The organism is Pseudomonas oplopanacis (assembly GCF_057128725.1).
The window spans coordinates 36,554-60,792 of the sequence record NZ_JBSKHV010000006.1; the positions used below are offsets into that span (position 1 = coordinate 36,554).

At 58.7% G+C, this 24,239-nt stretch carries 28 protein-coding genes and 1 pseudogene; 12 read left to right on the top strand and 17 right to left on the bottom strand.

The window, feature by feature from the left end:
* Positions 1-69 precede the first annotated feature (69 nt).
* On the bottom strand, positions 70-603 hold the full coding sequence (locus ACWKV5_RS14175) for a gluconokinase (RefSeq protein WP_483841738.1): 534 nt from the start codon (positions 601-603) through the stop codon (positions 70-72).
* On the opposite strand from ACWKV5_RS14175, the gene ACWKV5_RS14180 reads away from it, so the two are divergent.
* On the top strand, positions 595-822 hold the full coding sequence (locus ACWKV5_RS14180) for a hypothetical protein (RefSeq protein ID WP_483841739.1): 228 nt from the start codon (positions 595-597) through the stop codon (positions 820-822). The genes ACWKV5_RS14175 and ACWKV5_RS14180 overlap by 9 nt on opposite strands.
* On the top strand, positions 819-1,850 hold the full coding sequence (gene gntR, locus ACWKV5_RS14185; protein WP_483841740.1) for an HTH-type transcriptional regulator GntR: 1,032 nt from the start codon (positions 819-821) through the stop codon (positions 1,848-1,850). The genes ACWKV5_RS14180 and gntR overlap by 4 nt, the downstream gene beginning before the upstream one ends.
* Positions 1,851-1,874: 24 nt before the next feature.
* On the opposite strand, the gene ACWKV5_RS14190 is transcribed toward gntR, so the two are convergent.
* The gene (locus ACWKV5_RS14190) at positions 1,875-2,747 is read right to left on the bottom strand and encodes a LysR family transcriptional regulator (protein WP_483841741.1); all 873 of its coding nucleotides are present in this window, start codon (positions 2,745-2,747) and stop codon (positions 1,875-1,877) included.
* Positions 2,748-2,868: 121 nt separating this feature from the next.
* Here ACWKV5_RS14190 and ACWKV5_RS14195 point away from each other — a divergent pair, with 121 nt between their 5' ends.
* The 3 genes from ACWKV5_RS14195 (at position 2,869) to ACWKV5_RS14205 (ending at position 4,642) form a co-directional block, all read left to right on the top strand.
* The gene (locus tag ACWKV5_RS14195; protein ID WP_140667492.1) at positions 2,869-3,300 is read left to right on the top strand and encodes a PACE efflux transporter; all 432 of its coding nucleotides are present in this window, start codon (positions 2,869-2,871) and stop codon (positions 3,298-3,300) included.
* A 15-nt stretch (positions 3,301-3,315) separates the two neighbouring features.
* Positions 3,316-3,948 carry a glutathione S-transferase family protein gene (locus tag ACWKV5_RS14200; protein WP_483841742.1) on the top strand — a complete coding sequence of 211 codons (633 nt, stop codon included), beginning with the start codon at positions 3,316-3,318 and terminating at the stop codon, positions 3,946-3,948.
* 139 nt (positions 3,949-4,087) lie between these two features.
* Positions 4,088-4,642 (top strand): hypothetical protein, encoded by a 555-nt coding sequence (locus ACWKV5_RS14205; RefSeq protein ID WP_483841743.1) that lies wholly within the window; start codon positions 4,088-4,090, stop codon positions 4,640-4,642.
* A 60-nt stretch (positions 4,643-4,702) separates the two neighbouring features.
* Here ACWKV5_RS14205 and ACWKV5_RS14210 read toward each other — a convergent pair whose 3' ends face one another.
* The 3 genes and pseudogenes from ACWKV5_RS14210 to ACWKV5_RS14220 form a co-directional block, all read right to left on the bottom strand.
* A complete protein-coding gene (locus tag ACWKV5_RS14210) occupies positions 4,703-5,275 on the bottom strand; it encodes a methyl-accepting chemotaxis protein (protein WP_483841929.1) in 573 nt (190 codons plus the stop codon).
* Positions 5,252-6,022 (bottom strand): annotated as a pseudogene (locus ACWKV5_RS14215) (PAS domain-containing protein); the annotation flags it as partial. The pseudogene ACWKV5_RS14215 and the gene ACWKV5_RS14210, both read right to left, overlap by 24 nt.
* Before the next feature lie 327 nt (positions 6,023-6,349).
* On the bottom strand, positions 6,350-7,246 hold the full coding sequence (locus tag ACWKV5_RS14220) for a LysR family transcriptional regulator (RefSeq protein ID WP_483841744.1): 897 nt from the start codon (positions 7,244-7,246) through the stop codon (positions 6,350-6,352).
* 99 nt (positions 7,247-7,345) lie between these two features.
* On the opposite strand from ACWKV5_RS14220, the gene gstA reads away from it, so the two are divergent.
* Positions 7,346-7,948: a glutathione transferase GstA gene (gene gstA, locus ACWKV5_RS14225; protein WP_483841745.1), complete on the top strand. Its 603-nt coding sequence runs from the start codon at positions 7,346-7,348 to the stop codon at positions 7,946-7,948.
* A 108-nt stretch (positions 7,949-8,056) separates the two neighbouring features.
* Here the strand turns inward: gstA and ACWKV5_RS14230 are convergent, their stop codons facing one another.
* The 4 genes from ACWKV5_RS14230 to ACWKV5_RS14245 all read right to left on the bottom strand — a co-directional run bounded on the left by ACWKV5_RS14230 (position 8,057) and on the right by ACWKV5_RS14245 (position 11,533).
* Complete coding sequence (locus ACWKV5_RS14230) at positions 8,057-9,070, bottom strand: ABC transporter substrate-binding protein (RefSeq protein WP_483841746.1); 1,014 nt, start codon at positions 9,068-9,070, stop codon at positions 8,057-8,059.
* Entirely contained in the window at positions 9,067-9,600 is a 534-nt protein-coding gene (locus ACWKV5_RS14235) for a sigma-70 family RNA polymerase sigma factor (protein ID WP_483841747.1), read from the bottom strand. Before ACWKV5_RS14235 ends, ACWKV5_RS14230 begins: the two co-directional genes overlap by 4 nt.
* Positions 9,601-9,717: 117 nt before the next feature.
* Positions 9,718-10,509 (bottom strand): phosphate/phosphite/phosphonate ABC transporter substrate-binding protein, encoded by a 792-nt coding sequence (locus tag ACWKV5_RS14240; RefSeq protein ID WP_483841748.1) that lies wholly within the window; start codon positions 10,507-10,509, stop codon positions 9,718-9,720.
* Between the two features lie 82 nt (positions 10,510-10,591).
* Positions 10,592-11,533 (bottom strand): fatty acid desaturase, encoded by a 942-nt coding sequence (locus ACWKV5_RS14245; RefSeq protein WP_483841749.1) that lies wholly within the window; start codon positions 11,531-11,533, stop codon positions 10,592-10,594.
* 337 nt (positions 11,534-11,870) lie between these two features.
* On the opposite strand from ACWKV5_RS14245, the gene ACWKV5_RS14250 reads away from it, so the two are divergent.
* Positions 11,871-12,305 carry a GNAT family N-acetyltransferase gene (locus ACWKV5_RS14250; protein ID WP_483841750.1) on the top strand — a complete coding sequence of 145 codons (435 nt, stop codon included), beginning with the start codon at positions 11,871-11,873 and terminating at the stop codon, positions 12,303-12,305.
* A 32-nt stretch (positions 12,306-12,337) separates the two neighbouring features.
* Here the strand turns inward: ACWKV5_RS14250 and def are convergent, their stop codons facing one another.
* The 3 genes from def to ACWKV5_RS14265 form a co-directional block, all read right to left on the bottom strand.
* Positions 12,338-12,877 (bottom strand): peptide deformylase, encoded by a 540-nt coding sequence (def, locus tag ACWKV5_RS14255; RefSeq protein ID WP_027923869.1) that lies wholly within the window; start codon positions 12,875-12,877, stop codon positions 12,338-12,340.
* Positions 12,874-13,833: a YihY/virulence factor BrkB family protein gene (locus ACWKV5_RS14260; protein WP_483841751.1), complete on the bottom strand. Its 960-nt coding sequence runs from the start codon at positions 13,831-13,833 to the stop codon at positions 12,874-12,876. The genes def and ACWKV5_RS14260 overlap by 4 nt, the downstream gene beginning before the upstream one ends.
* Positions 13,834-14,006: 173 nt before the next feature.
* Positions 14,007-14,198 carry a CsbD family protein gene (locus ACWKV5_RS14265; RefSeq protein ID WP_003227408.1) on the bottom strand — a complete coding sequence of 64 codons (192 nt, stop codon included), beginning with the start codon at positions 14,196-14,198 and terminating at the stop codon, positions 14,007-14,009.
* Between the two features lie 200 nt (positions 14,199-14,398).
* Here ACWKV5_RS14265 and ACWKV5_RS14270 point away from each other — a divergent pair, with 200 nt between their 5' ends.
* The gene (locus ACWKV5_RS14270) at positions 14,399-14,776 is read left to right on the top strand and encodes a hypothetical protein (protein WP_027923866.1); all 378 of its coding nucleotides are present in this window, start codon (positions 14,399-14,401) and stop codon (positions 14,774-14,776) included.
* 186 nt (positions 14,777-14,962) lie between these two features.
* Here the strand turns inward: ACWKV5_RS14270 and fadD1 are convergent, their stop codons facing one another.
* On the bottom strand, positions 14,963-16,663 hold the full coding sequence (gene fadD1 / locus ACWKV5_RS14275; protein ID WP_483841752.1) for a long-chain-fatty-acid--CoA ligase FadD1: 1,701 nt from the start codon (positions 16,661-16,663) through the stop codon (positions 14,963-14,965).
* 353 nt (positions 16,664-17,016) lie between these two features.
* The gene (gene fadD2, locus ACWKV5_RS14280) at positions 17,017-18,705 is read right to left on the bottom strand and encodes a long-chain-fatty-acid--CoA ligase FadD2 (RefSeq protein ID WP_483841753.1); all 1,689 of its coding nucleotides are present in this window, start codon (positions 18,703-18,705) and stop codon (positions 17,017-17,019) included.
* Between the two features lie 245 nt (positions 18,706-18,950).
* Between fadD2 and ACWKV5_RS14285 the strand changes: the two genes are divergently transcribed.
* Positions 18,951-19,895: a lysophospholipase gene (locus tag ACWKV5_RS14285; RefSeq protein WP_483841754.1), complete on the top strand. Its 945-nt coding sequence runs from the start codon at positions 18,951-18,953 to the stop codon at positions 19,893-19,895.
* Positions 19,896-19,937: 42 nt separating this feature from the next.
* The gene (locus tag ACWKV5_RS14290) at positions 19,938-20,408 is read left to right on the top strand and encodes a MaoC family dehydratase (protein ID WP_027923862.1); all 471 of its coding nucleotides are present in this window, start codon (positions 19,938-19,940) and stop codon (positions 20,406-20,408) included.
* A gap of 58 nt (positions 20,409-20,466) precedes the next feature.
* Here the strand turns inward: ACWKV5_RS14290 and ACWKV5_RS14295 are convergent, their stop codons facing one another.
* Positions 20,467-20,934 carry a ferritin-like domain-containing protein gene (locus ACWKV5_RS14295; RefSeq protein WP_027923861.1) on the bottom strand — a complete coding sequence of 156 codons (468 nt, stop codon included), beginning with the start codon at positions 20,932-20,934 and terminating at the stop codon, positions 20,467-20,469.
* 204 nt (positions 20,935-21,138) lie between these two features.
* Between ACWKV5_RS14295 and ACWKV5_RS14300 the strand changes: the two genes are divergently transcribed.
* Complete coding sequence (locus ACWKV5_RS14300; RefSeq protein WP_092278897.1) at positions 21,139-21,375, top strand: DUF3820 family protein; 237 nt, start codon at positions 21,139-21,141, stop codon at positions 21,373-21,375.
* 18 nt (positions 21,376-21,393) lie between these two features.
* A complete protein-coding gene (locus ACWKV5_RS14305; protein ID WP_483841755.1) occupies positions 21,394-22,575 on the top strand; it encodes an aminotransferase class V-fold PLP-dependent enzyme in 1,182 nt (393 codons plus the stop codon).
* 2 nt (positions 22,576-22,577) lie between these two features.
* On the opposite strand, the gene ACWKV5_RS14310 is transcribed toward ACWKV5_RS14305, so the two are convergent.
* Positions 22,578-23,303, bottom strand: a complete 726-nt coding sequence (locus ACWKV5_RS14310; protein ID WP_483841756.1) for an intradiol ring-cleavage dioxygenase — start codon at positions 23,301-23,303, stop codon at positions 22,578-22,580.
* A gap of 261 nt (positions 23,304-23,564) precedes the next feature.
* A complete protein-coding gene (locus ACWKV5_RS14315; protein WP_007949453.1) occupies positions 23,565-24,230 on the bottom strand; it encodes a bifunctional 4-hydroxy-2-oxoglutarate aldolase/2-dehydro-3-deoxy-phosphogluconate aldolase in 666 nt (221 codons plus the stop codon).
* Positions 24,231-24,239: the final 9 nt, after the last annotated feature.

The window sequence follows — 24,239 nt, forward strand, 5'->3', positions numbered from 1 at the left end:
TGGTTGTTGTTGTTATTAAAGCGGGTAATTCGCAAGCCATCAGGACAGCGCTATCTTTTTTGGCAACGCTCATACGGCCTGTTTCAAGCCGTTTGCCTGCCACCAGACATGCGCCTGCGACGCCAGTTGCTCGACGCTGTAGGTCGATGCGTCCAGCGCCAGGGTCAACGGCTCGCCCACGGGGGATTCGAGGGTGGCGAACTGGCTGTCGATCAGGGTCGAAGGCATGAAGTGCCCCGGCCGATGCGACACACGCTCGGCGGCGACTTCAGGGGTCAATTCAAGGAACACGAAGCCCAGGCCCGGCAAGGCGCTGCGCAACACTTCGCGGTAACTGTGTTTGAGGGCCGAGCAGGTCAGCACCGGGCGTTCGCCCTTGGCGTCGACGCGGCGCAGTTCATCGCACAGGCTGTCGAGCCAGCCGGCACGGTCCTGGTCGTTCAGGGGGATACCCGCGCTCATCTTTTCGATATTGGCGGCAGGGTGGAAAGTATCGCCTTCAATGGCAGTGGCGCCGCTCAGTTGGCACAAGGCCTCGCTGACGCATGTCTTGCCGCAACCGGCAACGCCCATGATGACCAGGGCGGTGATGGGATGATTCATGTAACACCTCAGCGCGCAGACAGCGCTACCTTTGCCAGTTATGACACTCGTGCAAAAGCAGAAGTTGCCGACGCCTTCTTGTCATTTTTTATGGGTTGCAGCATTTTTGTCCCAGCGCCAAAAAGCGAGGTTCAGGCAAAACTCGCTTACGCATTTGCAGCTGCTTCGGGACAGCGCTACCTTAGTGCCTTGAATTTTGTTTGGCAAGCCGCCCGATGACCTCCCCTAAAAACGATAAAAATACCCGCACCACTGGCCGCCCTACCCTCAATGAAGTGGCCCGACTGGCCGGGGTCAGTCCGATTACCGCCTCCCGTGCGTTGCGTGGTGTCAGCACCGTGGCCACCGAACTGGTGGAAAAAGTCCAGAAAGCCGCGCTTGAACTCAACTACGTGGTCAACCCCGCCGCCCGCGCCCTGGCTTCGGCGCAGAGCCATTCGGTGGTGGTGTTAGTGCCGTCACTGTCCAACCTGTTGTTCATCGACACGCTGGAAGCCATTCATCAAGTGCTTCGCCCCAAGGGCTTCGAAGTGCTGATCGGCAACTTCCATTACTCGCGCGATGAAGAAGAAAACCTGCTGCGCAACTACATGGCCTATCAGCCTCGCGGCTTGCTGCTGACCGGTTTCGACCGCACTGAAAGTTCGCGGCGGATGATTGAAGCCAGCAACATTCCCTGCGTGTACATGATGGAACTGGACAGTGCGGCGGGCGTGAATTGCGTGGGCTTCTCGCAATTGGCCGCCGGTGAAACAGCGGCTGAACATTTGCTGTCCCGTGGTCGCAAGCGCCTGGCCTACATCGGCGCGCAGCTGGACCAGCGCACCTTGCTGCGCGGTGAAGGGTTCCGCAAAGCCCTGCAAAAGGCCGGTTTGTATGACCCTGACCTGGAAGTGCTGACCCCGCGTGCCTCCTCCGTTGGATTGGGCGGCGAGTTGTTTCTGCAACTGCTGGCCAGTCATCCCGATATCGATGCGATCTTTTTTGGCAACGACGACCTGGCCCAGGGCGCACTGCTTGAAGCCATGCGCCACGGCATCAAGATCCCGGAACAAGTCGCCATCCTCGGCTTCAACGACCTGCCCGCCTCGGCGCACATGGTGCCGCGCCTGAGCAGCATCAACACACCGCGCGAGGCCATTGGCCGGCGTTCGGCGGAGTTGATGTTGACGTTGCTGGCGGGGAATTCGGTGGCCAAACCGGTGCAGGACATGGGGTTCGAACTGAAAATCAGGGAAAGCACATAACCCCCCCTGTGGGAGCATCGCTCGTCAGTGGCCCATCAGCTCGACAAACGCCAACGCGCCCTTCTGCAACGGCTGGCTCTTGAGCCACACGGCATGCACCGGCAATTCCAGACCATTCTCGATGTTGCGAAAATTCAGGCGTTTGAGCCGTCCGGTATCGAGCAGCGGCTGGACCACAGACACCGGAAAGTTGCCCCAACCCAAGCCCGCTTCGACCATCTCCAGCGCCATCGCCAAGGTGTCGGTGCGCCAGTAAGACTCGCCGACCAAGGGCCGGGTTTCACTGATCGGCAGATCACGGCTGGCGACGATAATTTGCCGGACGTTGACCAGATCCTCAAGAAACAAATCCTGCCCCAGAAACATCGGATTGTCCGCCGCGAGCGTGGCGATCATCCGCTCAGTGCCGACAAACTGAAACCGCTCCAGCACATTCATGCTGAGCCCGGCGAAGGCCAGGCAAACGCTGACCCGGCCGCTGTGCAGCATGGCCAACACATCATCCTGCGGCGCACTGAGCACTTCGATTTCCAGCAGAGGATGACGCTCGGCAATCACCTTGATCGCCGCCATCAAGCGCCCCTTGTCGATGTCCGCCACGACGCCTATCGACAACTTGCTCTCCAGTCCCAGCGATAACTCGATGGCATGCACTTGCAGTTGTTTGAGCTGCTCGGCGATCAGTCGAGCGTGCGGCACCAGCGCTCTGGCCATGGCGGTTGGCACCGGTTCGCGGTGGCTGCGATCAAACAGCGGATAACCCAGTTCAGCCTCCAGGTTGGCGATGCTCATGCTCACGGCCGACGGGACTTTGCCCAGCGCCCGGGCAGCCGCTGAAAACGAGCCGCGTTCGATCACCGCGAGAAACAACTCGATGCTGTCACTGTTGAAATTCATTCACCGTCCTATCACTAAAACTGAAAGATTCTAACTTTTTCTGTCACTCCTATTGAAGCTATCTTTCGCCGCCTTCGCCAGTGCTGCTGGTTTCAGGTTCGCAAGAAAGAGGTAAATCTCCATGCAAGGCGTTAAACGCAAGCTGGTCTACGTGTCGTTGTATGAAGTCATCGGCATGACGTTTTCGGCACTCGGCCTGGCGCTGTTGTCCGGCACTTCCCCTGGCAGTACCGGCCCCTTGGCGGTGATCATCACCACCATTGCCGTGACCTGGAATTTCATCTACACCTCGCTGTTCGAGCGCTGGGAAAGTCGCCAGTTATCACGCACCCGCACCGTCAAACGGCGCATCGCCCATGCCGTGGGTTTTCAACTAACCTTGATAGTGTTTCTCATCCCGTTGATTGCCTGGTGGATGAACATCAGTCTGGTGCAAGCGTTCCTGCTGGACTTGGCGCTGATCATCTTCATCCCGTGCTACACCTTCGCGTTCAACTGGCTGTTTGATCGCACGTTTGGTTTGCCAACGTCGGCGCTGCCGGATCCGGTTTGAAAACGGAGTAGCTCAATGGAACATGCACTGAAGATTCTCGGCAAGGCGTCGTCCATCAACGTCAGAAAAGTCCTGTGGACCTGTGAGGAACTGGGCGTTGCCTACGAGCGTGAGGACTGGGGCAGTGGTTATGCGTCGACCCACACGCCGGAGTTTCTGCGCCTGAACCCCAACGCACAGGTGCCGGTGATCATCGACGAGGCCGGCGTGTTGTGGGAGTCGAACACCATCTGCCGCTACCTGGCCGGCAAACACCAAAACACTGATTTGCTGCCGCATGACCCGGCGGCGCGGGCGCGGGTGGAACAGTGGATGGATTGGCAAGCCACCGAGCTCAACCCTTCCTGGAGCTACGCGTTTACCGCGTTGGTGCGTAAGGACCCGGAGTTCCAGGACCCGCACCGGATTGCTGTCGGCGTGCGCGGTTGGAACCAGAAAATGGCGATCCTCGAACATCAGCTCTCGATCACCAAAGCCTATGTCGCCGGGCCTCGTTTTACCCTGGCCGACATTGTCGTCGGGCTGTCGGTCAACCGCTGGCTGATGACCCCGATGGAACGGCCGGACTTCCCCGCCGTCGACGAGTACTTCCAGCGCCTGGCACAACGTCAGGGCTTCCTGAAACACGGCTGTAACGGCTTGCCGTGACGGCGCGGTCTAACTCTGCCGCCTGACGGCAACACCTGACCGCTATTCACCCATCGAGCCCCGTAAACAGGGGCCTCAAGCGACGGCACGCTAATTGCTCCTGCCCTCCGGTCAGCAATTACCTACAGGGCTATTCATCATGTTGGTCAGTGCAAAACAAACACAAATGATCCCTCTGCCCAAGCGTCCCGGCGAAGACCCGAGCGCTGAAGCCGCCGCCGGGCTGCAAAGCGGCATGCAGGGCGCGATGCTGCAAGCGCTGCAAACCAATGTTCAGGCGCAGGTCCAGGCGTCCGCGACCCAACAAACCACGCAGCAAGTGAACGAGGCGAGCAAGATCAGCGACAACATCGATGAAGCCTTCGCCAAGACCCGCGTGGCGCTGCAGGCAGCCGATCCGTCGAAAGTACCGGCCGATGTGCAAGACAAGTTCAGCGACAGCGCGGCGATGACCGACTTCAAGGACTACATGAGCAAAACGCCGGAACAGCGGCTGCGCGACAGTATTCTGAAAGACATGGGCATTACCGAAGAAGACTTGAAAGCCATGCCGCCGGAGAAACAACAGGCCGTCGCACAAGAAATTGCCGATCGCCTGCAGGACAAGATGAAACTGGCGCAGGCCGAGAAAGAAAGCAGCAGCAGCGAAAAGAGCGGCACTCAAGTGGTCGACAAGTTTTTGGCATCGCTTTAATCCGCGAGCATAAAAAAGGGTCCCTCTACCGGGACCCTTTTTTTTTCATTTTTACCGTGGTCAGTTCAATTGCAAGGTCGAGTTGAACTGGCTGATCGCATCGACGACGTGCCGCGAGCCTTGCTGGATCTCCAGGATCACCTCCCCCGCTTCATTGGCCAACTCCACGCCAAGACCGGTTCGACTCAAACTTGATTGCATGCTCGATACCGCGCTCAACGACAAATCGTGGTTCTTGCGCACCACTTCGACTATCTCCAGGGTCGCCTGGCTGGTGCGTGCCGCCAGGCTGCGAACTTCATCGGCGACCACCGCAAACCCGCGCCCGTGCTCCCCGGCCCGAGCCGCTTCGATAGCCGCGTTGAGTGCCAGCAAGTTGGTCTGGTCGGCAATGCCGCGAATGGTTTGAACAATGGTGCCGATGATGTCGGACTGTTTGCTGACCGCATCAATACTGAGCGCCGCTTCATTCAAGTCACGGGAAATGTCCTGGATGATCTGCACGGTTTGCTGCACCACCCGAGAGCCCTTCTGCGCGCAGGCATCGTTCTGTACGGAGGTGCTGTGGGCTGATTCGGCGGCGGTTTGCAGGGTGGAGACTTGATGGGTGATGTCACTGGCAAACTTGACCACTTTGAACAGCCGCCCCTTGGCATCGAATAGCGGGTTATAGGACGCTTCCAGGAATACGGTATGCCCGTGTTTGTCTTTGCGCTCGAAACGGTGCGAGTGATATTCGCCGCGATTCAGTGAAGCCCAGAACGCCTTGTAGTTCTGCGAATCAGCTTCGGCGCGGTGGCAAAACATACTGTGGTGCTGGCCGACTACTTCGTGAAGCGAGTAGTGCATGGTCTTCAGAAAGTTGTCGTTGGCCGTGATGACTTTGCCGTCGGGGGAAAACTCGATCACCGCCATTGAACGGCCGATCGCGGCGAGCTGGCTATCGTTTTCATGCTCTTTGTTGACGCGCTCGGTGATGTCGGAGGCGACTTTGATCACGCTTTTAACCTGGCGATCCGCCCCGTATACCGGCATGTAACTGGCTTCGAGCCACACTTCTTTGCCACTCTTGGTCAATCGCAGAAATGACCCGCTGACCGGTTCGCCGCGGGCCAGGTCTCGCCACAACTTTGCGTACTCTTCACTGCGATAAAACGCCTCCTCACAAAAAACCCGGTGATGTTTGCCGCGAACTTCGTCAGCGCTGTAACCCATGACGGCGCAAAAGTTCTCGTTGGCATCTAGCACGATGCCCTCAGGGCTGAATTCGATCATTGCCATTGAACGACTGATCGCCGCCAACCTGGCGTTGGTCTCATTCAATGCACAACTGTATCGCTCGATTTCCAGCAGGTCAGACTTGTGATGTAGGTTAAACATGCTCTTATCACCTTGGGCGCGGACTCTGGTTTGATGGAACGGGCACACGCGTTTCTCCACGGGATGAAGTAGTCAGGTGATAGATGATGTTCAATCGGAGGGTCCTTAACGCGACACTCTTATCAAGACATCCTTCTCTTGATAGCCCGGGCTTGGGCCAACCCTGATGTAGTCAAAAAGTAAATCCATTTACCCGCAGGGCTCCTGTTCACTCAGTGTTGGTGCCTTGGGTTAGATACTCTGACGGCGTTGATGGCTGCCTTTGATGTCGACTGACATATTCCGTCATCGGTGAGCATAGTCAGCGCCGTTGAGGACGCAACGCCACTAGTCGGCCAGGATTGAGGACAAAATCGGTTCAGCACACAGGTTCAGCAATGCCTGGACGGCTGCTGACGGTTTTTTGCCCGGTGCGGCCACCAAGGCAAATTCACGGTCAATGCGGGGTGTCACAGGGAGCACGCGCAATCCCTGTCGATTGGCTGGCAGCGTCATCTCCGGCACCAGGCTTACACCGATGTTTTCCCGTACCAGGGTGAAAGCGCTGCTCCACTCGCGGACCTCGACCCGCACGTCCATCAAGTGCAACCCGGCATCGGCCGCGAGGCTGCGCGCATTGGTCGAACACCCGCCCGTGGCCAGCACAAAGGGCTGCTCAACCAACGCTGCGAAGCTGACCCCCTGTTCATTTGATCGACGCGCCAACGGGTGGCCGCCGGGCAGAACGGCTATCCAGGCGTCCCGACCCAATGGGCTGGCATTGCGCCCGGGCGTCGGGTTCAGCACCACGCCAACGTCCACCAGTCCGGCGCCGAGCAAGGCTTCCACTTCATCGTCGCTGACTTCCAGCGCGGTCACCTGGATACCGGGATAGAGTCGATTGAACTGTCGCAGCAGTGGCGGCAAGAAGGTCGCCAATACCATGGGGAAACTGGCAAGCCGAATTGTCCCGCGCTGGATGTCCTTGGCGGCATCGATAGTGTTGCGGATGTTTTGCAGCGCACCGAGCATGGCGCGCGCTTGCTCGATGACGGGCAGCCCGATAGCGGTCGGCAGGGTCTGGCGATTCTCCCGACTGAAGAGCTGCACGCCAAGGGTGTCTTCGATCAGCGCCAATGCCTGGCTTGCTCCGGATTGCGTCATGCCGACGCGCTCTGCCGCCCTTGTGATGTTGCCGGTATCCGCCACCGCCACCACCATTCGCCAATGCATCAGATTCATCATGGCAGTAGCTTTCCTTATGGCCGCGTTCTGAAAGATTAATTTTACCGAGAGTGCCGCGGACTATGACACTGGCGCAAATCCCCAACCAGAGCCCTGCCGATGAAGTTGTATTACGCCCCAAACGCCTGCTCTCTGGCGCCGCATATCGTGTTGCGCGAACTGGATCTGCGATTCGAGTTGATCCGCGTCGATAACCACACCAAGAAGACTTTGGTCGGCGACGACTTCCTGGCGATCAACCCCAAGGGTTACGTCGCGGCCCTGCAATTGGATAACGGCGAGGTGCTGACCGAAGGCCCGGCACTCCTGCAATTCATCGCCGACCTGCGACCCGAAGCGGGTCTGGTACAGGCCAATGGCACGTTCGAGCGAGTGCGCTTGCAGGAGTGGCTGAATTTTATTTCGACCGAGATTCATGGCGGGTTGGGTTGGCTGTTCACTTCGCAATTTTCAGAAGAGGTGAAAGCACTGATCAAGGAGAAGCTGTTCAAGCGGTTTGCGGTGTTGTGTCAGACACTGGAGCGCCAGGAGTATTTGATGGTGGGCGGGTTCAGTGTGGCGGATGCATACCTGTTTACCGTGTTGCGCTGGGCGCCGTTGTTTGCGATTGAATTGGGTCAGTGGCCGGCGTTGGCGCGGTTTCAGGCCAGAATTGATCAGCGTCCGTCAGTGAAGGCCGCATTGGACGCGGAGCAGACGTAAGCCTCAAGAGCATCGCGAGCAAGCTCGCTCCCACAGGTTGTGTGAACGACGCTCATCCAGTGTGGGAGCGAGCTTGCTCGCGATGGCTTTTAACCAGGCACTACACCATTACAAACTTGCACTCACTTTCGTAGCCACCTCCCCCGGCACCCAAGCCTTCCACACCTGCGGCTGCTCGCGTAAAAACGCCTGGGCCACCTCACGCGGTTGCAGGCGTTTTTCGCTCATCTGCCCCAGCGTCTGGTTCAGCAGATCGATCGGCAAATCGACTTTTTCGAAGAACGACACAAGGTCCGGGTACTGCGCCTTGAACGGTGCCGACACGCCAATGGCCAGGCTGGCCGGCATCGAGCGCGTGCCCTTGGGGTTGGGGTTGCTGGCATCAGCGAGGGTTTTCCAGGCTTCGGCGTCGAACGGTGGCTCGTCGAGTTTCACCAGTTTGAAACGGCCCAGCAGCGGCGTCGGCGACCAGTAGTAGAACAGCACCGGTTTGCCACGACGGATCGATGAAGCGACCTCGGCATCCAGCGCCGCGCCGGAGCCGGTGCGGAAGTTGACGTAGCTGGCGGTCAGGTCATACGCCTTGAGTTTCTGACTGTTGACGATCTCTGAGGTCCAGCCGGTAGGGCTGTTGAGGAAGCGGCCACGGCTGGGGTCTTCCGGGTCGCGGAACACGTCCTTGTATTTAGCCAGGTCGGCAACGGATTTCAATTCCGGCGCCAGTGGCTTGATGCCACGTTCCGGGTCGCCCTTGATCACGTATTCCGGCACCCACCAGCCTTCGGTGGCGCCTTTGACCGTGTCGCCCAAACCGAACACCTTGCCCTCGGCAGACGCCTTGACCCACGCCGGACTGCGCCCAGCCCACTCTTCGCCGATCACTTGAATGTCGTTTTTGGCCAGCGCCGCTTCGAGGCTGACGGTGCTGCCCGGCAAGGTGTCGGTTGGGTAGCCGTAACCTTTTTCGACGATCAATCGCAGGATTTCAGTGATCAGGCTGCCGCTCTCCCAAGTGATGTCGCCGAAGTGGATGGGCGCAGCTTTTTCCGCTGCCGGAACCTGGCTGGCCACCAGGCTCAGCGCCAGTAGCGAACTGCCGAGCAGGGTTTTGATCGATCTCATGCGGACCTCCGGGTCAAGGGTTGGTTGGCGCTGTGCTGGGCGCACAGTGCCTGGGAGCGGGTCATGTAAACGCTGACCGAACGCTGGGAAATGCCCAGTTCGGCAGCGATTTGTGGATAAGTGAGGCCGTCGACGCGCGACAGCAGGAAGGTTGCCCGGACCTTGCCCGGCAGTCGCTCGAGGGTGCGGTCGAGGCTGTTCAGGGTTTGCGATAACTGAAGCAAATCTTCAGGCGATGGCCCGCGAGCCAGGTCGGCCTGCGGTAGCTGTTCGAGGTGCTGACGCTCCAGATCGCGGCGACGCCAGAGCTCATAAACCCGTCGGCGGGCGATAGTCGTGAGCAACGCGCGCGGCTCACGAATAGGCGTCAGGCTGGGGGATTCGAGCAATTGCATGAAGGTGTCGGCGGCAATGTCTTCGACACTCGCGCCGGTTCCCAGATACTGGCGCAAGCGTGCGCACAGCCAGGGGTAATGAGCGCGGAACAATCCGCCCACGTGGTTACGATGGGAGTCGTCGGTGCCGGACATAGAGGCTCCAAAGGTTAGGGGTCGCTGAATGTCCGGTGATCCGGTGGCGCGATCCTAACAAGGAGCCTTATTCTTTAATAATACTTAAAAAGCATTTTTATATTCTATTTGGAAATTTCAGCGTAAACGGCTATAGCCGAGAATTTCGGCTTCCTGTTGATAGTCGAGGATGACCTGATAGTCGCTTTCGCTGGCAGGCAGCACTTCTTTCAGCCCGAGGATTTCAGCCACGTCGGGCAGTTCGCTCAAGGTCTGATTCATCACTTGCAGCAAGTGCTCAGCCTGTTCATCGCTCGTCCCGGCGGCCGAGATGTAGGGCAAGGTCGGACTGAATGCGCTGCGGGTCACGACGCGCAGGCCGGCGACTTCTTCGCGGGCGTGTTGGGCCAGATAGGCAAAGGTCACGCTGTCGATGGCGGCCAGATCCGCGTGATCTTCACGCAGCCAGCGCAGGCTGTCGCGGTGGCTGCCGCTGATGGCGACACTGGCAAAAAACTGCCCGTCGCGATGCAGCGGTGCCAGTCGATGGCGCAGCAGGTTCATGCCGCTGTTGGAGTCTTCGCCGTTGATCACGCCGCGGCTGTCGCGGAAGTCAGCCAAGGCCCGCCGAGGATCACCGGCGCGACTCAGCAGCAGGCTGCAATGGCTGCCAGCGGTGCTGTCCGGCAGCTCATAACGCGGCCGTCCGATCACCCGGACCTGACGGCGCAATGCCGTCATCAGCGGGTAGCCGCAGGTTTGGGTCAGCAGCAAGTGCGGGGAGAGCCAGAGGTCTGTCAATGACAGGTCCCTGGCTTCAAGGCGATCGCTGGGGAACCGTTCGAGAATGCACGTCAGCCAGCGTTCGTTGGCCTGCCGGATGGGCTCGGGGGCGACGTACATCAGGAGTTCGGCAAGGTGGTGTGTCATCGAAATATCCCAAACAACAAATTTCTAATTGTGGGAGCGAGCAGGCTCGCTCCCACAGGGGATTGGGGGGTGATCCAAAAACTCAGTGAAACGGATGCTGTGGGCTGTCGATGGCTTTGATCCCGTGCTCGCGCCACAGCTGACCATAACCCCGCACCAGAAACCCGCCACTGCGCGCGATCCATTGTTCGCGGCGTGCGTGATAAGCACACGGCAAGTCGTACCACGCCAGCCCCGGCAAGTCGTGATGCACCAGATGAAAATTGAGGTTCAGGAACAGCCAGCGCCAAGGCCACGCAGCTTCATTGAGTACGGTCCGCTGTTCGGAGTGCGCGTGCGGACGATGTTCATAGTAGGAGCGAATCATCGCAATCGACAGCGCCGGCACGCTGATCAGCAGCAGGTAATGCCACACCGGCAACACGCTGTAGCGGGCGATGAATGCGAGCATCAGCAAGGTCAGTGCGCCGTGGGTCAGCCACATCAGCCAGGCCTGTCGCTCACCGTTGATCAACTGCTGCAGTTGTTCTTTCGCCAGTGCCAGCAAGGCGAGCGGCGCACCGATCATGAAACGCCCGATCACGGTTTTGTTCAGCCAGTGCAGGCCCTGTTCGAACAGTGAACTGCCCTGCCACTGCTCGGCGCTCAGGTAACGGCTTTCCGGATCGCGACCTGGAACGGTCAGGTCTTCGTCGCGGTGATGTAGCAGATGACTGTCGCGGTACAGGGTGTAGGGATACCAGACCGCGAACGGCGCATAGCCGAGGATCTTGTTCAGGGTTGTCCAGCGGGTCGGGTGACCATGGAGCAATTCGTGTTGCACCGACAACCACAGCACCAGCAATGGAATCAGCAGCGCCGTGCTCCACCACAACCCCAATCGATCACTCGCCAGCACCAGGCTGAACCAGCCGCCGTAAACGCCGATCAACAACAGCCAGGTCGGCCATTCGGTGCGGGCCGTGAAGCGCTGACGCAGGGTGTCGATTTCTTCTCGGTGGGCGTTATCAAAGTAATGAGGCATGGCGTTGCTCAGATCGGGACCAGTCCCCTTCTGTGCATTGGCCTTGGGAAATCTTGCAGATTATTTGGTTATTTCGTTAGACGTGCAGCAGGAGCCCGATTGCCGGGCTCCCTTGTCGCGGGATCAGTGACCGAACACATCCACCTTCTTGGCCTTCTTGTCCGCGCGCTTTTCATCGGCGGTTTTCGCCGGCTTTTTCTTCGCTGCTTTCTTTGAATCCATGCCTTTGGCCATGATACGTACTCCACTCATACGGGATGTGAGATCAGGTATACACCTATCCCTGCGCGCCCGTTCTTTTATAATCGCCCGCTTTGCACACCGACAGTCCAGACCCATGCCCGACACCCAGTACACCCTGCTCGACGAGCCGTTATGGCCACTGATGAACAAATTTTATCGCGCGCACCAATCGCCGATGAAAGCCGTGCGCGACGCTCGGTTATGGGTGGCCAGACGCAATGAAATTGTGGCGGCGCTGTGCTTGCGACCGGTGGCGGGCGGGCATTGGTTGACGGGGTTGTTTGTCGACCCGGGCTGTCGCGAACAGGGGGTTGCAGGTGATTTGATTGCGGCGGCGGTCAAGGACCTCGACCTTCCGGTGTGGCTGTTTTGCCATCCGGACTTGCGTGGCTTTTATGAGCGTCGCGGCTTTGCCTTCGATCCGCAGATGCCGTATGCCATGGTGGAACGGTTGAGCCGTTATGCACGCAGCAAGCCGATGATTGCGATGGGGTTGGAGCCGGGCACTCCGCTTACTCAAGACTTGTGAAAATCTCCTGTGGGGGTTGAGGTGATTTCCAATCAATCGTCTGCGTTCGGATCAAGGTCCGGGAACATGACTTCGGTAAACCCGAACTTGCTGAAGTCGGTAATGCGCGACGGGTACAAACGGCCGATCAGGTGATCGCATTCATGCTGCACCACCCGCGCATGGAAGCCTGAGGCGATGCGTACGATGGGCTGACCCTTGGGGTCGACACCTTCGTAGCGAATCTGCTGGTAACGGTCCACGGCACCGCGCAGCCCCGGCACGGACAGGCATCCTTCAAACCCCTCCTCCAGCGTCGGGCTCAACGGTGTGATCAGCGGATTGATCAGGATGGTTTGCGGCACTGCCTCGGCGTCCGGGTAGCGTTCACTGTGCTCGAAACCGAAGATCACCAGTTGCAGGTCGACACCGATCTGCGGCGCAGCCAGGCCAACGCCACCGACGCTTTCCATGGTCTGGAACATGTCGTCGATCAACTGCCACAACTCAGGGCTGTCGAACATCTCGGCCGGTACCGGCGGGGCAACGCGCAGCAGGCGCTCATCGCCCATTTTCAGAATTTCACGGATCATTTGATGACTTCGTCAGTGGTGGAATCGAGCGAGTGATCGCGCCCCAATCCGGAAACATGGTGTTTTTCATAGTCATGGCCGTGTTCGCCAGGGACCTTCTCGCCGGGGTCCTTGCCTTCGTTCGACATGTGCTCGATCACCGCATTCATCTCCGCGCCGAGCAACAGCACCGCGGCGGAAATGTAGAAGTACAGCAACAGCACGATGATCGCGCCGATACTGCCATACATGGCGTTGTAGTTGGCGAACTCCTTGACGTACAGACCGAAGCCCACAGAGGCACAGATCCACACCACCACCGCCAGCACCGACCCCGGCGTGATAAAGCGAAACTCCTGTTTGACGTCGGGCATGACGTAATAAATCAGCGCCACCGCGACCATCAGCAGAATCACCACCACCGGCCAGCGCACGATCGTCCAGAGCGTCACGATGAAGTCTTCGAGACCGACTTGCGCAGCGATCCAGCCCATCAACTGCGGACCGAGCACCATCAGCGCAGCGGCGACCAGCAGCATCCCGGCGATGCCGACGGTGTAGATGATCGACAACGGGAAGCGCTTCCACGCCGGCCGGCCTTCGACCACATCGTAGGCCGCGTTCATCGCGCTCATCATCAGCCGCACGCCGGCAGACGCGGTGTACAGCGCAATCACGATACCCACCGAGAGCAAGCCGCCCTTGGATTGCTGGAGCTGGTCAATCACCGGGTTGACCTGTTCCAGCGCCTGGGGCGGCAAGACGAGTTCAGATTGCAGGCGCAGCCAGGAGAAAAAGTCCGGCAGGTGCAGGAAACCGATCAGGGCAATCAGGAACAGGATGAAGGGAAACAGCGAGAACAACATCTGATAGGCCAGCGCCGAGGCATAGGTCGACATTTCATCGTCGATGAACTCGGTGACCGTGCGCACCATCACTCGGTGCAGGGGCAGGCCTTTCATGTCCGGGAAAATCATTAGCGTCTCCTTTCGCCGCAAGATTGGGGTTGAAGTCGTGGCGACTCAGGGGCCGTTTGCTACATCAAAGTAGCCTACTTGGCGACTTTGAAACAATTTCCGCGCTCAAGTTCAGGCTTAAACAAAAACGGCCATCCGTGGATGGCCGTTCCTGATCATCGTCAAAGGCCGAATCAAGCCTTGTCGACGCCTTTCTTGATGGCATCTTTGGCTTTGCCCACGGCTTGCTGAGCCTCGCCTTTCTTTTCCTGCACTTTGCCTTCGGCTTGCAGTTTGGTGTTGTCAGTGGCCTTGCCCACGCCTTGCTTGACGTTGCCGACCGCTTCGTTGGCCATGCCTTTTACTTTATCGCCAGTGCTGCTCATGGTGTTTCTCCTGTGAACAAATCAATGAGAAAAGTCGTTACACAAGGATTGACCGGGGGCGTTTGAAGGGAGTTTCATTTATTTTGTACGGCACATTTCGTCGATCTTGGCAGGTTGGGCTTTATGTTTGCCGACCAACCCCCGAGAATGCGCAACGTATTCAGGCCATGGCGCTGAAGATCCAATCCCGTAGGAATGTTATGAAACTCGATAAAAAGCAGGCCATTGCCCGCAGAAACCAGGAACTTGGCGGTGCCGTGCTTGGCGTCAACAACTGCCATTTCACCGAATTGAACCGCAACCGCAACATCTGGTGGTTCGATATCCCGGTCGCGCGCCTGGCCATTGGTCAGTACGAATGGGTTCACTTGCTGATGCACACGCCGGACACCGACGAGCTGCTGCACCTGAAAGTGCCGACCGTGTTCCTGCGCGAGAAGCTGGAAGGCCTGGTGGTGCGCAATGAAGGCAAGCGCAAGGCTGCCTTGAGCCTGGAGCTGAGTGCCGACAAGGATTCGTTCCTGCAGGACATGCGCCCGGCGGGTACCAACGTCAATTTCGCGCCGTTCCGCCTGTAAGCAAAAAGCAAAAGCTTCGCGAGCAGGCTCGCTCCCACAGGTGATCGCATTCCTTCTGAGAGAACACGGTCAAAAATGTGGGAGCGAGCCTGTCTCCGGGCGGCGTTCCGACGAAGGCGGTCTGACAGGCAACGAAGACTTGTCAGACGAGCAAAAAAAGCCCCGCATCCGCGGGGCTTTTTGTTGTTACGCGCCGACCTTTTTCGCGGCGATTTTCTTCAGTTCTTCGTCGCGCAACTCGCGGCGCAGAATCTTGCCGACGTTGGTGGTCGGCAGCGCATCACGGAACTCGACGGCACGCGGCACCTTGTAGCCAGTGACGTTCGCACGCATATGCTCCATCACTTGCTCTTTGGTCAGCGTCACGCCCGGCTTGGCGACGATGAAGATCTTGATCGCCTCGCCCGACTTCTCGTCCGGCACGCCAATGGCCGCACATTGCAGCACGCCCGGCAGGGTCGCGAGCACGTCTTCCAGTTCGTTCGGGTACACGTTGAAACCGGAGACCAGGATCATGTCTTTCTTGCGATCGACAATGCGCATGTAGCCGTCCGGCTGGATCAACGCGATGTCACCGGTCTTCAACCAGCCTTCGCTGTCGAGGATTTCATCGGTGGCTTCCTGGCGCTGCCAGTAACCCTTCATCACCTGCGGACCTTTCACGCACAGTTCGCCGATTTCGCCCAGCGGTTGCTCCACGCCAGCATCGTCGATGACTTTGCAGCGGGTCGACGGGACCGGAATGCCGATGGTGCCTATCTGGATGTGCTGGATCGGGTTGACGGTGGCCACCGGGCTGGTTTCGGTCATGCCGTAACCTTCGCAGATGGCGCAACCAGTGACCGCTTTCCAGCGTTCGGCGGCAGCCAGTTGCAGGGCCATGCCACCGGACAGGGTGACTTTCAACGCCGAGAAGTCCAGCTTGCGGAAACCTTCGTTATTGCACAGCGCCACGAACAAGGTGTTGAGGCCGACGAAACCGCTGAACTTCCACTTCGACAGTTCCTTGACCATCGCCGGCAGGTCGCGCGGGTTGCTGATCAGGATGTTGTGGTTGCCGATCAGCATCATCGCCATGCAATGAAAGGTGAACGCATAGATGTGGTACAGAGGTAGCGGCGTGATCAGGATCTCGCAACCTTCATTAAGGTTGGAACCCATCAGCGCCTTGCATTGCAGCATGTTCGCCACGAGGTTGCGGTGGGTCAGCATCGCCCCTTTCGCCACGCCGGTGGTGCCGCCGGTGTATTGCAGCACCGCGACATCGCTGCTGGCCGGGTTGGCTTCAGCCACTGGCTGACCATGCCCCTTGCTCAGCACGTCGTTGAACTTGACGGCCTTGGGCAGGTGATACGCCGGGACCATCTTCTTCACGTATTTGATGACGCTGTTGATCAACAGGCGCTTGAGCGGCGGCAGCAGGTCGGCCACTTCCGTGACGATCACGTGCTTGACGCCGGTTTTCGGCACGACGGTTTGCGCCAGATGCGCCATGTTGGCCAGGCAGACCAACGCTTTGGCACCGGAGTCGTTGAACTGGTGTTCCATTTCCCGCGCGGTGTACAGCGGGTTGGTGTTGACCACGATCAGCCCGGCGCGAATGGCACCGAAGACGGCGACCGGATACTGCAACACGTTAGGCAACTGAACGGCGATTCGATCGCCTGGCTGCAAGTCGGTATGCTGTTGCAGATAAGCGGCAAACGCACCGGACAATTCGTACAGTTCACCGTAGGTGAGTGTCTTGCCCAGGTTGCTGAATGCCGGCTTGTTGGCGAAGCGTTGGCAGGATTGCTTCAACACTGCCTGAATATTCGGGTACTCGTCTGGATTGATCTCGGCAGCGATCCCAGCTGGGTACTTATCCTTCCAAAAGTCTTCGATCATGGAAGCCCACTCCTCAGCAACGCGAATTCAGCACCGCATTTGATGCGATTATTATTGGTGTGTGTTTTATCGGTGAGTCTGGCTTTTTACTAGGCCGAGAAGTCACAAAGCGCGCCGAGAGTAGCAGCTTTGCCAAGGGTCGACCAGAGCCAAAAGCGGCCTCTACGGTCACAATTGTGACTCAAGAATTGCCAGCGGTCATTTTAGAGCAAAAAACCTATAAAGCCTTGAAGGCCGCGAAATACGGGGGCTTATCCAAAAAAAATCGCGAGCAAGCTCGCTCCCACAAGATCACCGAGAACCTTGTGGGAGCGAGCTTGCTCGCGATCGCGCGACGCGCGGCCATTCAACGATCAGGCGATATCGCGCAACTCCCGCCGCAGAATCTTCCCGACCGGTGTCATCGGCAACGACTCACGCAACACAATGTGCTTGGGCACTTTGTACGCCGTGAAGTTTTCCTTGCAGTACGCCTTCAGCTCTTCAAGGCTGACCCCGGCTTCACGGGCCACCACAAACAACTTCACCGCCTCCCCCGAACGCTCGTCCGGCACACCAATGACCGCGCAGTTGGCGACTCTCGGGTGAGCCATCACCACGTCTTCGATCTCGTTCGGGTACACGTTGAAGCCCGAGACGATGATCATGTCTTTCTTGCGATCGACGATGCGCACAAAACCGTCCGGGTCGATCACCGCGATGTCGCCGGACTTGAACCAGCCCTCGGCATCCAGCACTTCGGCGGTGGCTTCCGGTTTCTGCCAGTAGCCCTTCATGATCTGCGGGCCCTTGATGCACAGCTCGCCGCGCTCGCCCAACGGCTGCTCGACGCCATCATCGTTGATCACTTTGAGCGTGGTGCCCGGCACCGGCAGGCCGACCGTGCCGATTCGCGATTGGTCGCCATACGGGTTGGTGCAGGCCACCGGCGACGTTTCGGTCAAGCCGTAACCTTCGGTGATGCGGCAACCGGTCATCTGCTCCCAGCGCTCGGCGGTGGCCTTGACCAGTGCCGTGCCGCCGGAGTTGGTCAGCTTGAGGCTGGAGAAATCCAGGGTCTTGAAATCCGGGTGATCCATCAAGGCGACGAACAGCGTGTTGAGCCCCAGCAACGCCGAGAACCGCCAGTTCTTCAGCTCCTTGATGAAGCCGCCAATGTCACGCGGATTGGTGATCAGCACGTTGTGGTTGCCGGTCACCATCATGCACATGCAGTTCGCCGTGAACGCATAGATGTGGTACAGCGGCAGCGGCGCGATCATCACCTCCTGCCCTTCGCGCAGCAGCGGCTGACCGTCAGGGCCGAACTGCCCCAGGCACGCCCGCGCCTGTTGCATGTTCGCCACCAGGTTGCCGTGGGTGAGCATCGCGCCCTTGGCCAGACCGGTGGTGCCGCCGGTGTATTGCAGCACGGCGATGTCGTCGAGGCTGACTTTCAGCGGTTTGATCCCCAGGCCACGTCCCATGTGCAGCGCGGTTTTAAAGGAAATGGCCTGCGGCAACGAATACGCCGGGACCATTTTCTTGACCTTGCTGACCATGGTATTAACCAGCCAGCCCTTGGCGGCCGGCATCAGGTCGCCCATTCGCGCTTCGATCAGGTACTGGATGTCGGTGTCAGGCAGCACTTCCTGGACCTTCTGCCCGAACATGTTCAGGTACACCAACGCCCGGGCGCCGGAGTCCTTGAACTGATGACGCATCTCCCGCGCGGTGTACAGCGGGTTGGTATTGACCACGATCAGCCCGGCGCGCAAGGCACCGAACACGGCAATCGGGTAATGCAGGACGTTGGGCATCTGCACCGCGATGCGATCCCCCGGCACCAGGTCAGTGTGGGCTTGCAGGTACGCGGCGAAGGCCAGGCTCTGGCGTTCCAGTTCGGCGTAGGTCAGGGTCACGCCCATGTTGCTGAAGGCCGGGCGGTCAGCAAATTTCTTGCAGGAACGCTCGAACACCTCAATCACCGACTTATAGGCCCCAAGATCGATGTCCAGGGGCACGCCGGCCGGGCGTTTGTCATTCCAGAAATCAGGTTGCATTGTTCTTGTCCTCTTTACCTGAGCCTATCCGGGCCGCTTTTCTGTCACTTCTAAAAAACATGAAGCGAAAGGCGGGGCTTCACGGACACTAGCAGTTATGGCGATTCAGGCAAATACAGCCGACGCCGTCATTGACCGCGTGAATCTTCCTGCCGTGGCGTGGCCTGATCAGACGGCAAGCGCGGGATGCGCTATACAATGCAACCACGCCCATGCCACATGCAGCCCCATGCAAAGGAATCGCCATGATCCACGACACGTTCTGGCTGACCGCGAGTGACCACAGCCGCCTATTCGTCAACCAGTGGCTGCCCGCCTCGCCGTTAAAAGCCGTGATCCTGCTGGCCCATGGCATGGCCGAGCACAGCGCTCGCTACGCCCGGCTGGCGGAAAAACTCTGCGAGCAAGGCTACGGCGTGTACGCACCGGATTTGCGTGGACATGGCAAAACTGCCGAAAACGGCACACTGGGGCATTTCGCCGATGACGATGGCTGGTGCAAGGTTGTCGGCGACCTCGCCAGCCTTAATCAACACATCGGCCAGCATCATCCTGGCGTGCCGATTGTGTTGCTCGGTCACAGCATGGGCAGCTACATCGCCCAGGCTTATCTGCTGCATCACAGCGCCAGCCTGCACGGCGCGGTGCTTAGCGGCTCGAATTTCCAGCCCGTGGCGCTTTATCGCGCGGCGCGGCAGATCGCCCGTCTGGAGAAATTGCGCCAAGGGCCCAAGGGCCGTAGTGCGCTGATCGAATGGCTGTCCTTCGGTTCGTTCAACAAACAATTCAAACCGGCGCGTACCCGTTTCGACTGGCTCAGTCGCGACCCGGCAGAAGTGGATTTGTACGCCAACGACCCGCTCTGCGGCTTTCGTTGCACCAACCAACTGTGGATCGATTTGCTCGGTGGGTTGCAGCAAATCAGCAAAGCGTCCAATCTCGCCCAGATCGATCCGGGCCTGCCGCTGCTGGTGATTGGCGGCGAATGTGATCCGGTGAGCGAAGGCAAACGTCTGAAAGATCTGGCTGACGCCTTGCGTGCGGCAGGCAGCCAGAACCTGCACCTGACGATTTACCCGCAGGCACGACACGAATTGTTCAATGAGAGCAACCGCGAGGAAGTGATCAACGACGTGTTGCAGTGGATTGCCCAGGCCCTCAGCCACCGCCGGCCACCCCGGTCAGAATAGTTTTTTTGTGGATTCATTTATTCGTCACAGGAATCGAGACAGATGACCCAGGTTACCAACACCCCCTATGAAGCCCTCGAAGTCGGCCAGACCGCCAGCTACAGCAAAAAGGTCGAAGAGCGCGATATTCAGTTATTCGCTGCGATGTCCGGCGATCACAACCCGGTGCACCTGGACGCCGAATTCGCGGCAGGCACCATGTTCAAGGAACGCATCGCGCACGGCATGTTCAGTGGCGCGCTGATCAGCGCCGCCGTTGCTTGCGAGCTGCCTGGGCCGGGGACTATTTATATTGGCCAGCAGATGAGCTTTCAGAAGCCGGTGAAAATTGGCGACACCCTGACCGTGCGCCTGGAGATCCTCGAGAAACTGCCGAAGTTTCGTGTACGCATTGCCACCCGCGTGTTCAACCAGAACGATGAGTTGGTGGTGGACGGCGAAGCCGAGATCCTGGCGCCGCGCAAGCAGCAGACCGTGACGCTGCCGACATTGCCGGCGATCAGCATCGGTTAATCGACCGGGCACAAAAAAACGCCAGACTGGCTGGCGTTTTTTGGCAGGCAACGAACGCTTACGAGCGTGCGCGAGCCTGGTTACGCAGGGCTTTCACCTGGTCATGATTGCGTTGCACGCCGTGGTATTGGCGTTCAACCAGGTCACGAATACCCACCAGGTTGTGCTTGTTGATTTTCTCCATGGCTTCGCGGTAAGCCTTCAGCGCATGGTCTTCACCGCGTTCTGCTTCGTTCAGAACGGCTTCTTCGTCCTTGCCGGTGAACATCGACTTCACGTCGACCCAACGACGATGCAAGTCGCCGCTGACACTGGTAGAGGTTTCCGGATCACCGCCCATCGAACGCACGGCAGATTGAAGTTCAGCCGCGGCAGTGGCGCAATCGGCAGAACGCTGAACAAAAAGTGTTTTGAGTTCTGGGTGCTTGATGTCTTCAGCGCAAGTCTTGAACCCTTCCTGACCGTCTTTGCTGGTTTCAATCAGGTCGTTGAGTACAGAGATGGCTTCTTTATTCATGTCGGTCATTTTTCAATTCCTTGCGGGTTGATGAAAGATGTAATGACTATTGCACCCTGCATGCCAGCTTCTGACCGATTATTTATTCGTTATTTTTCAACTACTTATATAAAACAACCAAATCTGTATCCGTTTTTTTTGCATGATCTGTCAATTGGCCTGCATGCAGAATGCCTGTATTTTCCAGACGCATAGAATCAAGACGACCGACTGATGAACCCTGAAAAACTCGAACTACTGATCACTCGCGAAATGCCCTTTGGCAAATACAAGGGCCGGATCATTGCCGACTTGCCCGGCCAGTACCTGAACTGGTTCGCCCGGGAAGGATTCCCCCATGGCGAACTGGGTGGCTTGCTGGCCCTGATGCAGGAAATCGACCACAACGGCTTGTCGGAACTGCTCGACCCCCTGCGCGCCAAACATGGCAAACCTGCACCCCGCCATTGATCCTGATCCGAGTAGCCCATGCCCGATAACACCCGCCGCGCCCGTGATGAATCCTTCTGGAAGACCTTTGCCGACCGCTACGCTGTCGAACCCGGCCCGATCAACCTGGAAAACGGTTACTTCGGGCGCATGTCGCGAACGGTGGTCGAGGAATACCAACGCAACATCGAGCTGATCAATCGCAGCAACTCGGTGTATGTACGACAGCGCTTCGAACAGGGTGAAATTCAGCAGATCGGCGCGCAGTTGGCTGAGCTGGTGGGCGTGCCGCCCGACACCGTCGCCCTCACCCGCAACGCTTCGGACGGCTTGCAATCGTTGATCCGCAACTACAACCGCCTGCAACCGGGCGATCAGGTGCTGCTCAGCGATCTGGAATACGACACCGTCAAAGGCGCGATGCGTTGGCTGGCGCGCAATCGCGGGGTCGAAGTGATCGAAATCAATCACGCCCATCCCGCCAGTTTCGACAGTCTGCTGGCCAGTTACCGCGACGCCTTTGCCCGTTATCCCAAGCTCAAACTGATGGCCCTGACTCACGTCACCCACCGCACCGGCCTGGTGATGCCGGTGCAGGCGATTGCTGCTGCGGCCAAGGAACACGGGGTCGAGGTGATCCTCGATGGCGCCCACGCACTGGGTCAGATCGACTTCAAGCTCGAGGAACTCGGTGTCTCGTTCGCCGGCTTCAACCTGCACAAGTGGATCGGTGCACCACTGACCCTGGGCTTCATCTACATCGCACCCGAGCGCCTGGCCGATATCGACCCGGACATGGGTGAGATGCATTTCCCGATTACCGATATTCGTGCGCGCACGCCGTACAGCACGCCCAATATTCCAGCGCTGCTGACCTTGCCGCTGGTGTTCGAAGAACATCAGGCCATGGGCGGATCTGCCGCCAAGAGTTCCCGGCTCAACTACTTGCGCAATCTGTGGGTGCGCGAAGTGCGCGAACTTCCGGGGATCGAAGTGATGACGCCGGATGACCCTCGCCTGTATTGCGGCATCACGTCGATGCGTTTCACCCGACAGTCCGATCAACAGCCGATGGTCGAGCGACTGCTCAACGACTACAACCTGTTTACCGTGATGCGCAGCGGTGCCGCGAGTGGCCCGTGCATTCGCATCACGCCAGGCCTGACCACCACCGCCGCGCACATGCAGTTGCTGACCCGGGCGCTGACCGAACTGCGCTGAGGTCACACGGTGTATTTGTCGAAGTCCTCGGGCTTGATGTGCGATGACACCGCAAAGGTGTCGATGCCAATGGTCGTGGAGCCGAAGAAGCCATCTTCAGTCGACTCCCGACTGAGGGTGTGCACGTTCAAGGTCGACGCTTCGCCGCTGTGATGCTTGTAGTAAACGTCTTCATCATTGGTCAGCGCCAAGGCCTTTCGACCGCTGTACTCACGGGAGTTGAGGACCGAGCGCGACGCCACCTCGGGCAAGTACAACTGACCGACCCAGGCGACATGCCGTTCTTCCAGGTAATTGTTGCCGGCAGTAATGCGCACGGCGACATGAATGTGCAGCGCACGGCCGGCGTAGAACCCCGGATACACCGTGGTAAACCGCACGGCGCCTTGCTTGTCGGTGAACTGCCCGCCTCGCAGGTAAGTGTCGTCGTCGGTGCGCGGGATCGAGCCGATGTCACCGTCGTCAACTTCCTTGTCCGGATCAATCCTGCTCCAGCCCGAATAGAACCCGCGCGCATTGCAATGCCAGATATCGACCAGCGCGCCGGTGACAGGCTGTCCGGTCATCGCATCGACGATTTCCAGGCGCAGCACCAGGGGAACACCATCGGCGCCTTCGCTGATGTTGCGCCTGATGAGTTTCGGATTACGAAAATACGGACCGGGGATCTGCTCGGGAGACAGTAGGTAAACCGGCGGTGTGGGTGTAACTGGGGTGTTGTCGTCCATGATGTTCTCTCTTCCATAAGATGAACGCAGGTTAGGGTCAGGCGAATGGGGATGTGCGGTAATTATTTATCGCCTGTTCTTCCATGTGGGAGCGAGCCTGCTCGCGAAAGCGGTGTGTCAGTCGACATCAATGTTGAATGAAAGTCCGCTTTCGCGAGCAGGCTCGCTCCCACAGGTTTTCTTTCGGCAAAAAAAAACGGTGCACCGACCAAGCGCACCGTAAAGCCGTAGAACACACAACGAAGTGTCAGGTAAAGCGGATCAGTCCAGCAGCGCCAAGGCCTCGGCGGTGCATTCCTGAATGCGGGCCCAGTCGCCGTTCTTGATCCACTCCGGATCAAGCATCCAGCTACCGCCCACGCACATCACGTTTTTCAACGCCATGTAGCTCTTGATGTTGGCCGGGCCGACGCCGCCAGTCGGGCAGAATTTCACTTCGCCAAACGGACCGCCGAGGGCCTTGATGGCCGCGACGCCACCGCTGACTTCGGCCGGGAACAGTTTGAAGCGGCGATAGCCCAGGCCATAGCCTTCCATGATGCCGGAGGCGTTGCTGATGCCGGGCAACAGCGGGATCGGGCTGTTGACGCTGGCTTCGAGCAAATCACGGGTGATGCCCGGCGTGACGATGAACTGCGAACCGGCCGCTTCGGCAGCAGCGAGCATGTGGCGATCGAGCACGGTGCCGGCACCGGTCATCAGTTCCGGGCGCTGTTCGCGCAGGATCTGGATGGCCTTGAGGCCGAACTGCGAACGCAGGGTCACTTCCAGGGCGGTCAGGCCACCGGCGGCCAGGGCGTCGGCCAGTGGCAGCACGTCCTGTTCACGAGCGATGGTGATCACCGGCAGAATCCGCGCCTTGGCGCAGAGGCTGTCGATCAGGGCAACTTTGTCCGCCATGGATACGGTCGGGGATGGGGTTGTCATAGCGGCTGT